This is a genomic window from Desulfogranum marinum (assembly GCF_016918565.1).
Taxonomy (GTDB): domain Bacteria; phylum Desulfobacterota; class Desulfobulbia; order Desulfobulbales; family Desulfobulbaceae; genus Desulfogranum; species Desulfogranum marinum.
Window position 1 is genome coordinate 1 of the sequence record NZ_JAFFQD010000001.1, and the last position, 12,719, is coordinate 12,719.

9 protein-coding genes and 1 rRNA gene are annotated in these 12,719 nt (G+C 45.5%); 5 read left to right on the forward strand and 5 right to left on the reverse strand.

Features of this window, described 5'->3' with window-relative positions:
* The first annotated feature begins 4 nt into the window (after nucleotides 1-4).
* Nucleotides 5-121: ribosomal RNA gene (rrf, locus tag JWH17_RS00005) — 5S ribosomal RNA — on the forward strand.
* Nucleotides 122-258: 137 nt separating this feature from the next.
* On the opposite strand, the gene JWH17_RS00010 is transcribed toward rrf, so the two are convergent.
* Nucleotides 259-2,598 carry a PAS domain-containing hybrid sensor histidine kinase/response regulator gene (locus JWH17_RS00010; protein WP_205220496.1) on the reverse strand — a complete coding sequence of 780 codons (2,340 nt, stop codon included), beginning with the start codon at nucleotides 2,596-2,598 and terminating at the stop codon, nucleotides 259-261.
* Between the two features lie 170 nt (nucleotides 2,599-2,768).
* On the opposite strand from JWH17_RS00010, the gene rsmI reads away from it, so the two are divergent.
* The 3 genes from rsmI (at nucleotide 2,769) to JWH17_RS00025 (ending at nucleotide 5,536) form a co-directional block, all read left to right on the forward strand.
* Nucleotides 2,769-3,647, forward strand: a complete 879-nt coding sequence (gene rsmI, locus JWH17_RS00015) for a 16S rRNA (cytidine(1402)-2'-O)-methyltransferase (protein WP_205220498.1) — start codon at nucleotides 2,769-2,771, stop codon at nucleotides 3,645-3,647.
* 135 nt (nucleotides 3,648-3,782) lie between these two features.
* Entirely contained in the window at nucleotides 3,783-4,601 is an 819-nt protein-coding gene (locus JWH17_RS00020; protein WP_205220499.1) for an inositol monophosphatase family protein, read from the forward strand.
* Nucleotides 4,598-5,536, forward strand: a complete 939-nt coding sequence (locus tag JWH17_RS00025; RefSeq protein ID WP_205220500.1) for a DMT family transporter — start codon at nucleotides 4,598-4,600, stop codon at nucleotides 5,534-5,536. The genes JWH17_RS00020 and JWH17_RS00025 overlap by 4 nt, the downstream gene beginning before the upstream one ends.
* Before the next feature lie 31 nt (nucleotides 5,537-5,567).
* On the opposite strand, the gene JWH17_RS00030 is transcribed toward JWH17_RS00025, so the two are convergent.
* The 4 genes from JWH17_RS00030 to JWH17_RS00045 all read right to left on the reverse strand — a co-directional run bounded on the left by JWH17_RS00030 (nucleotide 5,568) and on the right by JWH17_RS00045 (nucleotide 11,108).
* Nucleotides 5,568-7,340, reverse strand: a complete 1,773-nt coding sequence (locus JWH17_RS00030; protein WP_205220501.1) for a M3 family oligoendopeptidase — start codon at nucleotides 7,338-7,340, stop codon at nucleotides 5,568-5,570.
* A 76-nt stretch (nucleotides 7,341-7,416) separates the two neighbouring features.
* Complete coding sequence (gene trpA, locus JWH17_RS00035) at nucleotides 7,417-8,193, reverse strand: tryptophan synthase subunit alpha (RefSeq protein ID WP_205220502.1); 777 nt, start codon at nucleotides 8,191-8,193, stop codon at nucleotides 7,417-7,419.
* A gap of 58 nt (nucleotides 8,194-8,251) precedes the next feature.
* Complete coding sequence (gene trpB, locus JWH17_RS00040; protein ID WP_205220503.1) at nucleotides 8,252-9,478, reverse strand: tryptophan synthase subunit beta; 1,227 nt, start codon at nucleotides 9,476-9,478, stop codon at nucleotides 8,252-8,254.
* Between the two features lie 25 nt (nucleotides 9,479-9,503).
* Nucleotides 9,504-11,108 carry a hypothetical protein gene (locus JWH17_RS00045; protein ID WP_205220504.1) on the reverse strand — a complete coding sequence of 535 codons (1,605 nt, stop codon included), beginning with the start codon at nucleotides 11,106-11,108 and terminating at the stop codon, nucleotides 9,504-9,506.
* A gap of 819 nt (nucleotides 11,109-11,927) precedes the next feature.
* Between JWH17_RS00045 and JWH17_RS00050 the strand changes: the two genes are divergently transcribed.
* A complete protein-coding gene (locus JWH17_RS00050; protein ID WP_205220505.1) occupies nucleotides 11,928-12,590 on the forward strand; it encodes a succinate dehydrogenase cytochrome b subunit in 663 nt (220 codons plus the stop codon).
* Nucleotides 12,591-12,719 lie beyond the last annotated feature (129 nt).

A 12,719-nucleotide genomic window follows, 5' to 3' on the forward strand; every position in this document is an offset into this window, starting at 1 on the left:
ATTTTTCGGTGACCATAGCGAAGAGGCTCCACCCGTTCCCATTCCGAACACGGTAGTTAAGCTCTTCAGCGCCGATGGTACTGCATGGGTGACTATGTGGGAGAGTAGGTCGTCGCCGTCTCTTTTTAAAAGACCCAATACACAATTGTGTATTGGGTTTTTTTTTGTTTGCTGCCGGCAGGGCCTACCACAGCCGAACAATTACAGTATGAAGTAGATTGATAGTTTTAAGATTTTTGCTAAATAGTTACAAAAAAACTACTCCAAAATTCGCCCTACTTCATACGCCAGATCCTCCGCATTAAAAGGTTTTGCTAGATAACCGGCCAGTCCTAGTTCCTCTGCATTCTCGCGTGTGACCAGCTTGCTATAACCCGTACAGAGAAGGACCTTGGTTTGAGGCTGGAGTTCTTGTATCCGTTCAAACAACTCAAGACCCGTCATCTCAGGCATCCCCATATCGGTTATCACAAGATCAAAGTTACCATCAGCCTGTTGAAATATCTGCAAAGCCTCTTTACTTACCGTGCTGGAAACAACCTCATAACCAAGATGTTCGAGGACTTGAGACTGAAGGCTTACAATTTGAGGTTCATCGTCCACTATGAGGATTCTACCGCCTTTAAAGACTGATAATTTACCATCCACTTTCCAGTCATCTTCTTCTGGATCAGCAGCTGGAATGTACAAAGAAAATTTAGTCCCCTTCCCTACTGTTGACTCAACTTTTACGGCACCTCGGTGATCATTTACTATTCCATGCACAACCGATAATCCCAGCCCGGTCCCTTCATTTTGGGGCTTAGTCGTAAAATATGGCTCAAATATACGAGATATATACTCCTTTGGAATTCCCTTGCCATTATCTTCCACAGTTATACATACGTATGCCCCGGGACTGAGATTGCCTATCTCCAACCCTTGTCGTGGGGTCAACACAACTTCTTCTAATCCGACCTTTATCTCGCCACCTGTTTCTTCCAGTACCTGAAAAGCATTTGTACACAGATTCAAAACAACTTGGTGCATTTGGGTCGGGTCCGCCTTAACCATTGCGCCCTTCGCTAAGTTTGCAATTATTTCAATATTGGCCGGAAGACTGGCGCGTAAAAGTTTTAATACTTCGTTTACGATTAAATCTATCTGCAATGTAGAAACACTTTTTTCACTCTGGCGACTAAACTGCAGGATCTGATTAATGAGTTTCCCTGCCCTTTCAGCTCCACGTATGACCTCCCCTAAATTATCATGCAGCACCGTGTTTTCTTGACTGAGGGCCTGGCTCAATTCCGCATAGCCCAAAATAGCAGTGAGGATATTATTAAAATCATGGGCTACCCCACCGGCAAGGGTGCCGATCGCCTGCATCTTTTGCGACTGGCGCACTTGGTTTTCCAGCGTTAGTTGCCGAGTAATATCTCTTTTTACTGCTACATAATGCCTGATCGCTCCCTGCCCATCCTTCACAGGTGTAATCGTCGCCTCTTCTTTATACAGACTGCCGTCTTTCCTTCTATTGGTAAAAGTTCCCCTCCAAACCTGCCCCTTCGAAATCTCCTGCCACATCAAATTTGTCTCCATCCGCGAGGTCTCACTGCTACGCAACATTTTCGGAGACCGCCCAACTACCTCTGTAATATCATATCCACTGACCTCTTCAAAAGCTGGATTCACATATTCGATTGTACCTGACAAATCAGTAATCATAATAGATTCTGCCGCCTGTTCCACGGCTGTTGCCAATAAACGTCTACGTTCCTCCAGCTTCAATCTATTTCGCAAATCATGGAAGGTAACCAATGCCACCCTTCTCTCTCCAATTTCTGCACTGGCAAGATGAATTTGCACTGGTACCAATTCACCATCTCCCCCTGAAATAGCAGTATCAAGACTTGCAGCATTATCTTCGCTCTGTAATTGCTGTTGATAGTACCGCCTATAGGTCGCTCTTTCCTCCTTCGGATACAGCAATGCATGGTCACTGCCAACCATAGACTCCGGTTGTCGACTAAAAAGTATTACTGCTTGCGGGTTGACCTCAAGGATCTTGTTCATGGCACAATCTATCAGGATAATCGCATCATTTGCAGCAGTGATAAGCATCCGATACTTTTCCATCGACTCCTGCAACTGGGAAATAAGATACCTCTCTTCTGTGATATCTACAAAACTTAACATGGCTACATGTTTCCCCTCCTCAGGGAGAAAATCCATATACACAGTAAAATACAGACGACCTTTATCTTGTTGGGAAAGTTGAGCCTCAAAACAGGCATTTTTTTTCTCATGCAGCAAAAGAGAGGTTACTTTGCGAAGAATATCTGTTTTGTCGGTAGAAAAGAGTGATGGCATTCTCAATTTGAAATCTGTTTCACTTTTCACTGCAAAAAGAGCAAGCATACTGGTATTCACGGCAAGACTCTGTAACAGGGCAACACCTTTTTCCTGGAGCTGCCGTTCCGCTGAAAGATAAGCATCAAGATCTGAGAGTTCCAAACGGCGTAGGTTTTCACACTCTAAATGCAAGGCTTCAAAATCTATCAACCACCTCGCAATCTGTCCGCTTTGAAAAAATATTTGGAAATAATTGTTCGCCATGCCGCCTCTGTGGCAATATTTCTACAGCAGTTAACTCAACATTTTGCTATTTTAACCAGATACTTTCAGGATACCTTTTTTCCTTATCAGCTACATCCTTTTTATTTACAGATCCAGAGTCTATCTTTTCAGCTATCTTCCCCATAATTCACAAAAAAAACCTATCCGCCATGAAACAGGCCCAGCATCTTCCCACAAACAAGGCACCCTCCGGACAACTTTATGTTGTTGCCACCCCTATCGGCAATCTCGGCGAGATGAGTAAACGGGCTTGTGAAATTCTCCACTCTGTGGATGTTATTGCCTGTGAAGACACGAGACATACGAAAAAGCTCTGTTCAGCTTTTGGGATAGCGACCCCCCTAACAAGTTATTACCGTGAAAAGGAGCAACAAAAATCCGACCAGCTTGTCAATCAACTGCTTAATGGTAAAAACATTGCACTTGTTTCAGATGCCGGAACCCCAGGTCTTTCAGACCCCGGGGCAATACTTGTTAAGAAGGCAAGGAATGCCGGAATTCCTGTATCTGCTGTAGCCGGCCCTTCGGCCCTTGCAGCAGCCTTATCCATATCCGGAATCACCGAAACCGGTTTTTTCTTTGCTGGTTTTCTGCCCGCCAAAAGCAGTGAACGAAGACAAATTCTCAAAAGCCTCCGTCCCCTTCCCTATCCATTGGTCTTTTATGCATCACCACACAAGATCCAGACAATCCTGAGGGACCTCCTCACGGTTCTCGGCAATCGGGATGCCCAGCTAATAAGGGAGCTCACAAAGATTCATGAAGAATGTCGCGAAGGGACCTTAAATCAACTCGTTGAATCTGTAGCAAAAGGCGTCAAAGGCGAGTTGGTACTTATAGTTCAAGGGGCTGCTGCGCCACATCAAGAAAAACCTGATAATTTGCATGAGCTCGTAACGTGGTACAGGGACGAACAAAACGCAACCCTCAAAGACACTGTTCGCCATATATCAGGTGATCTTGACCTTCCCCGTTCAGCTGTTTACAAAGAGGTTTTAGCTCTCTGGAACGACTCCTCCGACAGCTGACAAGCCGTCCGTAGATTCTTTCCCTACCAAATCTATGCATGTTCATCATGATCTTGAGGGATTTTGTGCATAAACAACGTCTACTCTTGCCCGTCTACATTTTCCTTTAACCTGTGATTACATTATCATTACTCAATGAATAGAATAACAACTGCTGCCGCTGACTGCAGAGATTCGCGACAGGGCCCCCTTGTTACCGTCGCATGCAAAGCCGCCTTGGCAGGCGGAGCTTTACTTACTTCGCTATATAAACAACCGCACACTATTACAATGAAGGGGAAAACAGATCTTGTTACCGAGGCAGATCTTGCCGCTCAAGATACCATTACCACTGTACTGGCAAAAGACACCCCTGGTATTGCTCTGCTCGCTGAAGAATCGGCAAAGGGGCATACTGACAACATGGACGGACAATTATGGATTGTAGACCCTCTTGATGGAACTACCAATTTCGCCCATGGCTTTCCCTATTTTTGTGTTTCCATAGCCTTACTTGCTCAAGGCAAGCCTCAGGTGTGCGCCATATATTCGCCCTGTATGGATGAATTATTTTATGCCTGCGCAGGGAAAGGAGCATGGCTTAACGGAGATCCCATAAAAGTTACGACAACAGATCATCTTATTGAGGCACTCATTGGCACAGGTTTTCCCTATGATGTCCCCCAACATTTGCAGGAACTCATTGCGCAACTGAAAACTGTTCTGCCCCAGGTAAGAGATATCCGGCGTGCAGGCGCAGCGGCACTGGACTTAGCTTATGTTGCCTGTGGTCGCCTGGACGGCTTTTATGAACGAGCACTTCAGCCATGGGACACGGCTGCAGGCTGGTTGCTCGTAGAAGAAGCCGGCGGTAAAGTCAGCAATTATGGAAACAAGCCGTACTCTGTTTTGTCCAAGGAAATAGTAGCCACCAACGGTAGCTTACATCTCAAGCTGCTGCCCCTGCTTAGATGATGAAAAAGTTACAACAAAACACAGGAGCCATCCCTGCACTCTGGCTGGTACACGGGTGCATTCTCTTCAGTACTACTCTGGTCGCCACCTCATTTACCGTGGGTAAAGCAATTGCCCCTGCACTTGACCCGGGCATCATCATTCTGCTCAGGTTTATATGCGCTGCCTGCTTTTTCATACCTTATATCCACTGGCAATATAAGCTGACATCTCCCTCTGCAGCAGCTCTCTTTCGGTACAGTCTTATCAGCGGGGTTCTGGTCGGCTTTTTTTGGTCAATGTTCCTTGCATTACGATTTACCACGGCACTCAACACAGGCGTTATCTTCACCCTGGTTCCGGGAATATCAAGTGTTTATAGCGCAGTGCTGATCAAAGAAAAACTGGGGATGTATCGGTTGGCATCACTCCTGCCGGCCACTTTAGGAGCGCTTTGGGTTATTTTTGAGGGCAACCTGCAAAGGATGCTCTCCCTTGAGCTTAATCAGGGGGATTTGATCTTTTTCTTCGGCTGCCTGCTCATGGCACTGTATACCCCGTTGGTCAAACGCCTCCATCGTGGCGAGCCGATGGCAATAATGACCTTTTGGATACTGGTGACAGGATGTGGCTGGCTACTGGTGCTCAGTGGGTACAAGCTCCCGACAGTAGCCTGGATGGATATTCAGCCAAAAATTTGGGTGGGCATTATCTACTTGGCAATTTTCACCACAATCATTACCTTTTTCGTTTCCCAATGGGCTACACTGTATCTTGGGCCTACCAGAGTCATAGCCTATTCTTTTCTCTATCCGCCACTCATAGTCCTTATCGAATGGCTCTTGGGAAAAGGTATTCCTCCGCTTTCCACCCTTTTGGGCGTGCTGCTGATTCTACCGGCAATGTTTATTATTCAAAGAGGGGTAAAACGGCAGTCGACCAGCAGGAAACAATGAAATAACTCCCCCTTTTCCCTACCGAATAAAATTAGTCCAATCTGTTCAAGAGCGATTCTATGGTATCAAGTCCGCCCTCCCAGAAGGATGCCGCATTCAAATCAATTTCAAATGGCTCCAGCAATTCGTAAGGCGATTTACTGCCACCTGCTTTCAGCAGTGTTTGATATTTGTCGACAAATGCACTTCCTTCCTGCTGGTAGAGAGAATAAAGCGCCAACACAAGCAGCTCACCAAATGCATAGGAATACACGTATCCCGGCGTACTTAAAAAATGAGGTATATAAGACCACCAGGAGGCATAATTTGTAGTCAGGGTAACGGAGTCGCCGAACATAGCCTGCTGCGTATCTAACCAGATACTATTAAATTCTTCTTCTGCCAGCTCCCCTTTTTCTCTCCGTTTAATATGCATGTGATGTTCGAACCTATTCATCGCCACCTGCCTAAAGACAGTGGCAAATATAGATTCTATTTTCTGGCAGAGAAAGCCTCGCCGCTGATTTTTATCCTTGAGTAAATTCAGCTGAGCGTTAAAAACGATAAATTCGGCAAAAACAGAAGCTGTTTCAGCAAGAACTAACGGGGTATCACTATTATAGAATCCTTTTTCTGCAGCTAAGAACTGGTGCACCCCATGGCCGAGTTCATGGGCTACCGTCGACACATCACGCATGGTCCCTGCGTAATTAACCATCACATAGGGATGGACTTCAGGCACACACGGATGGGCATAAGCACCGCCTCTTTTGCCCTCTATGATCGGCGCATGAATCCACTGATTGGTAAAAAAACGATCGGCAATGTCGCCCATCCGTGGCGAAAAACCACTAAAAGCATCGACCACAATCTGCCGGCAATGCTCCCATGGAATTGGATCTTCAGTGTCGCTGAGCACCGGAGCATATCGATCATAATCAAACAACTCGTCATACCCAAGCAATTCTTTTTTGTACTGATAATAGCGGTGCACCAAGTCGTAACGCCCTGTTACTGCATTGATTAAGGTATCGACAGTCTGTGCTTCCAATTCGTTGCTGAGATTGATAGCGCTGCTCCACGAATCATAGCGACGCACCCTGTCGGAAATCATCTTTTCCGATGCCAAGGTATTGAAGATATGGGAGAGCAAATGCATATTGCTCCCCAGTGCATCTGTCATTTCCTGTGCGGCTTGCTTTCGCACCTGTCGCTCACTGTGGTACAGGTCACTGAGCACTTCCTCTTCTGTCCGACCGGATTCTCCAAACCGTAGCTGGCCCATAAGTTTATCAAAAAGCACATTCCATGCATTGCGACCAACCGGAGCAAAATCCTGCAACAACTCTTCTTCCTTGCCGGAAAGTTGATGTGGAGCAAAACGTCGCAGTGATTGAAGATAATGCTTATACGGTGTCAGTGCTGGAGCAGCAAGTAACCGATTTGCTTCCATCTCTGTAAGATCATTAATTTCCAGACGGAAAAAAACAGTTAACCGCCCTACTTCAGCAGCCAGTTCTTCGACTCGTTGCAAGAATGCAGAAGCCTCACCGTTACCAGTCTGGGTGGAAAAAAGCAAATAGGCAAATGTAGCAAGTTTAGCAACCAAGGTATCAACCGCTTCCAATTGAGTAACCAATAGCAACATCTGGTCGTCATTGAGCCCTGCCACTTTTTGCGAGTATTGTTGGGAGAGACTTTCAGCTTTTTCCCTACACTGTTCAATATCTATGGTTGCAGCAGGATCATCGGTGCCTGAATAGAGATCACCAAGTTCCCAAACAATATCTTTCGTTCCAAGTGCTTCCGCGTTAACCTGTCCCATCCTCAGTATATCTCCTTCCCCAGTTCTCTTGCCTCTAGGATCATTGCCGTTCATAGCAACGCTTGGTACCGCCAGCTCAGGCGGCGCCGGCCAGTTCAGCAATAAAAGGCCCCACCGCTGCTGCACCCTGTTCATCTACAAGCCTGATAGTGGCCGTGCCGATAACCGCCATGTCGGCCTTCCCGGTCAACATCGCAATATCATCCCTGTTGCTGATACCAAAACCGACTGCCAAAGGCAGCCCCGTGGCTTGACGACATTGCTCAAGATACGAATCTAGAGATTCGTCAATCGCTGTCTGCTTGCCGGTTACGCCTCTCCTGGCCACGCAGTAAACAAACCCTTCTCCCTGCTGTGCGACCTCTGTCATTCTTTCCGCAGTTGAGGTCGGGGTAAAGAAGGTGATCGGGGCCAGCTCTAATTCTTTACTCAAAGCAAAATACTGCTCCCCTTCTTCGGGAGGCAGATCAGGTATAATCGTACCAACCAGTCCGACATCTCTGGTTCGGCGAAGAAACGCTGCCTCGCCATACTTGAAGACTATATTGTAATAGGTCATAAACAAAAAACAGACATCCGGATATTTGGCAGCCATTTCTGCTGCAAAGGCAAAACATTGTTCAACCGTAATCCCGGCCTCCAGGCTCTGTTGATTGGCTTTTAAAATAACAGGGCCATCTGCGATAGGTTCGGAAAATGGAATCTGTAATTCTATACAGTCAACCCCATTGAGGGCCATCTGTTCTATCACCTCTTTATTGGTATCCAAAGATGGATAGCCTAATACCAGGTGGGTCATCAGCAATATATTCTTCTTTTTCAGCCGCTGTTGTAATTCTGTTTGCAATTCCATGCTTTTTCTTACCATGTACTGTGTTCATTGATTGTTGCTCTACACTCAAGGATCGTACTTACTTACTGTATTCATTCCCCCTATCAACAATAAACTTCTTCCAGGACGGGTCATCAAAGGCATGAGCAACGGTAAAGATGTCTTTATCTCCACGACCTGACATATTGATAATGATTGCCTCATCGCCGGCCATGGTAGGTGCTTCTTTAAACGCCTGGACAAAACCATGGGATGATTCAAGGGCCGGGATGAGTCCTTCCTTGCGCATGGACAGTGCAAGTGCATCGACTACTTCTTTGTCAGTTGCCGCCTCAAACCGAACTCGGCCTTGCTCACCAAGATCAGCCAGGATGGGCGATACTCCGACATAGTCCAAACCCGCTGCAATAGAATGCGTATCAAGCATCTGCCCCTCTGGGTTTTGGAGAAACATGGTCTTATACCCCTGTGCAACGCCGGCACTTGCACGGTCGCCAGTCATACGGGATGCATGCCTATCGGTATCAATCCCTTCTCCGCCCGCCTCAACACCTACTAACTCAACTTCAGGTGTATCCAGAAAACCTTGAAAAATACCCATGGCATTTGACCCGCCACCTACACAGGCATACACACGGCTAGGCAAACGACCGAATTGCTGCAGGATCTGCTTGTGTGCCTCAATCCCTATGATGGATTGAAACCAAGCCACCATCTCGGGAAAAGGGTGTGGACCACACACTGTTCCGATCACATAATGGGTATCATCCATGGAACTTACCCAATCACGAAAGGCTTCATTCATCGCATCCTTCAACGTCCGTGATCCTGAAGTAACCGGTACGACAGTTGCCCCGAGTTTTTCCATCCAGAAGACATTGGGGCGCTGACGGGCAACGTCCTCCTCTCCCATATAAACAGTGCAATCAAAACCAAAACGAGCAGCCATGGTTGCGGTCGCAACCCCGTGTTGGCCGGCTCCGGTTTCAGCAATAACCCTTTTTTTCCCCATACGTTTAACCAGCAACCCTTGTCCCATAACATTATTTGCCTTATGGGCGCCGGTGTGATTAAGATCTTCTCTTTTAATGTAGATCCTTGCGCCACCAAAATGATTACTCAGGTTTTCTGCGTAGGTTAATGGCGTTGGGCGGCAGGAATAATTGCCCATCAACTCAACATATTCTTGCCAGAATGCAGCATCTGCACGCGCTTTTTCATATTCGGTATTGAGTTGTGCAAAAGTTGCGTAGAGTACTTCGGGGATAAACGCCCCACCCCATTGCCCAAAATATCCTTTTTTCATTACAATAGATTCCATTTATTTTTTTTTACAACTTCCTGGAAAAATCAACAAAGGCCATACGACAGGCACTGGCAAAATCTTCAGGATAATGACCACAGATATATCTCGACTGCGCTTCGCTAAAAGCCCCCATTGACCACGGTAGCTTAGGAAGCAACGAATAGAGTAAACGCTGTCCGTTTCTTTCACCAAGTCGCTTGGAAAATTCAATAGTGGTGACAAGTTCCGCCCCCAGCGCGGCTAATGTCTGCTGGGCAATGAGCAAACCTTTATCAAGTGAAGCCCGGACGGCATTCCCAGCCTCAATAATATTGCCGATTGGCTCCTGGTTGCCATTTGCAGTAACCATCAATTGCAATTCCCATTGCGATACTTGCGCTTTAGGGACAAAGAGTAACACATTCTCATCCTCCCAAACAACCAGTGAGCGTTCACCAACGCCCTGATCTACCCTGGAATTAGTGCGTATAGCTGTAAGATAATCTTCAAAAAAGTCTGTGCCATAAGCGTCATGGTATTGTTCAACTGTATCTGCCACCATGTCACCACAGGAAAAGGCTGTATACTCTTCCCCATTGACTGTTTGAACAGATTCGGGAACCATGGCATACTGCTGATGGATCATTTGATGGGAAGCATGCAGGCGATACCCGGAACCGGAAAAATCATACCCAAAATTCCATCCCCACAGCGTTGCAATTTTTTCAGGAACTGTTTTCGCGACTGCCGCAACGATTGCTAAACGTAGCTCTTCCAACTCAGTGACAGAATACTGCCTCCCTTTTACAGGGCTCGCTAATCCTAATTTTCCAGCCAAGACGACAAAAGTTCTCTGATAGTACAGATGTCGCACCCCCCTCATATCTTGCAAAGATAAATCATGAATACGATATCGGATTGAATTATGGGCAAAGTTAGCGGCAAAATGCCCCCAAGGAATATATGAATTCCCGCGTAGATACTCAAAAATCTCTACATCTTCACAGACATAGTCGCCGACGATTTCACTCTTTCCTTGCACTCCTGGACGCAGCACCATCACTTCTTTGTATGCATCAGGTAAATAGGGGTTATTGGCAACTGTCTCAAATAATTCAAAATCACCAATACTGACAACTGGTTTGTTAACATTAGTCGTATATTCGAGGCCTTGAGGTTGACCATTTACATCGAAAACGATTTTGCAGCACATTTTGGCAAGTAAAATCAATTCTTCCGGGTCATCAGAAGTCTGCGCGACACTCAGCTGGAGTGATCGAGGTAAGTCTTGAAAAATACTGTCGATTGTTTCCCCTGACAAATGCTTACCCAGTGTTTTTACAAACGATCCACGAGGAGACGGGGAAAGCCTAATGGATTGTAAATTCTTCGAGCGGTTAGCAGCCCAACTGGAATCGATATAGGTACAGCCACGAAACGGGAATGGATTTCTAATTTCATAAATAGTTTTCGTGCTCTTAACCTGCACATCACCTGTTACAAAATTAGCCTCATTAACAAGCACAGTGCCATCTTTGAACTTTCCTAAGTTCAAAGTATGATCATTTTGCCGAAGATTAACCACTTCGTATTCAGGCTGGTATACGCCGACACGGAATGACCCACCGGGGACGACTGAGGTACGTATCATGATATTTCGATTATCTGTTGATAAAATGAGGAGACTAATGAAGGAGTAGTTGATTAAATTACAGCGCACAAAATGACAACAACAATGATTCTACATGAAAGAACAGGGTATGGCCATCATATATCTATCCACACAATAAACAAGAGCAAAACAAATCTTTTTGTACCCATTCAGCGAATATCAAAAAACAGTCAATCTACCGCGAAGTATAACGGTTCAGCAGTGCTCTAAATGTTGACCCGCTGACCGAATAGCAGATAAGCCTCGACTTCAATGCATCGGTATGTTGAGCGGGAAGATCGTCGAGAGTTGGGTGCTGCTGAAGTTACATCTTTTAACAAAGAGACAGACAGAATAACGAAACAGCATAAACCATCATCTTGTTCTAAACAGCATGCCCAAAAGATAAACACAGTTTCAAAAAGATCGAGGACATTATTCCCGAAAATACATCAGGCAAAAATCAATGTGTGCTAATTGTGCAATCATTACAACGTAATCGTTCACGACAAAAGATTTTTCGATCCATACTACATGAATTAAATCAAGTCGATTTGGAGCGCAACCCCCAAATAACCCGTCTTCACAATTGGCACAATTGGCACACAAAAAAACGCACTCTCAATGCTCTGAATAATGAATAAATCCTGCAGATTATTAGCAACTTTTTTTTTACTTGACAGGGAATCTACCCCCTGTTAATGAATGATCGTTCAGTCAATAAATCTTGTTTGTTACTGAATATGGTCACGTTGCCAAAACCGGTTGAAACGCAGTACGTTTTTGTTTTTCGTTAACCAAAACTCAAGGTCAACAATTATGTCGTGGTTCATTCAAACTTGTCGGTCATCTTTAGGCAAAAAGTACATCATGGCCCTAACAGGTTTTCTGTTAGGAGGTTTCTTGCTTGTACATACCATTGGTAACAGCACTATCTTCTGGGGAAGAGAAGCTTTCAATGCGTATGCACATCATCTGCATTCGTTAGGGATTTTTGTTCCAATTTTTGAAATCGGACTCTACTCGATTTTCTTTATCCATGTTATCACAGGTGTACTTCTCTGGCTCCAAAACCGTAAGGCAAGGGGTCCGCAGAAGTATGAAGTACAGACCAATCCAGGTGGTAGGACTTGGGGATCCCAGACCATGATCTACACCGGCGCGACCATTTTTGTTTTCATCCTGATTCACCTGGCAAATTTTCACTTTGTTGAAAAGACGGAAGTGTTAACTATTTCAGACATTGTAACCAAGGTCCTTAACAATCCTGGTTTCACCCTTATCTATATCATAGGCATGTCCGTTTTGGCACTGCACATCAGCCACGGATTCTGGTCACTCTTGCAAACATTCGGCATCAATGATCCCCAGTACAACGCTCCCATTCGTGTTGTTACCTGGGCAGTTGCAGCTATTATGATCACCGTCTTTGTTTTGATCACTTTGCTGCTCGTTGTTTCTCAAAACCAACTGCTCGGCTAGAGCATTAGACGGCGCAACGTAACTGAAAACAAATTGCAGCAGAGAGTAAGGTACGGATCTACTGTTGCGATTAATGAATAGAGAGTCGACCTTTAAAAAGTCGCTACTTCACTTTCCACCCATAGCCAG

Coding starts and splice junctions, on each gene's coding strand:
- JWH17_RS00025 (WP_205220500.1), top strand. CDS start 4,598: ATGATGAAAAAGTTACAACAAAACACAGGAGCCATCCCTGCACTCTGG.
- trpB (WP_205220503.1), bottom strand. CDS start 9,478: ATGAAAAAAGGATATTTTGGGCAATGGGGTGGGGCGTTTATCCCCGAA.
- JWH17_RS00010 (WP_205220496.1), bottom strand. CDS start 2,598: ATGGCGAACAATTATTTCCAAATATTTTTTCAAAGCGGACAGATTGCG.
- JWH17_RS00020 (WP_205220499.1), top strand. CDS start 3,783: ATGAATAGAATAACAACTGCTGCCGCTGACTGCAGAGATTCGCGACAG.
- rsmI (WP_205220498.1), top strand. CDS start 2,769: ATGAAACAGGCCCAGCATCTTCCCACAAACAAGGCACCCTCCGGACAA.
- JWH17_RS00045 (WP_205220504.1), bottom strand. CDS start 11,108: ATGATACGTACCTCAGTCGTCCCCGGTGGGTCATTCCGTGTCGGCGTA.
- trpA (WP_205220502.1), bottom strand. CDS start 8,193: ATGGAATTGCAAACAGAATTACAACAGCGGCTGAAAAAGAAGAATATA.
- JWH17_RS00050 (WP_205220505.1), top strand. CDS start 11,928: ATGTCGTGGTTCATTCAAACTTGTCGGTCATCTTTAGGCAAAAAGTAC.
- JWH17_RS00030 (WP_205220501.1), bottom strand. CDS start 7,340: ATGGGACAGGTTAACGCGGAAGCACTTGGAACGAAAGATATTGTTTGG.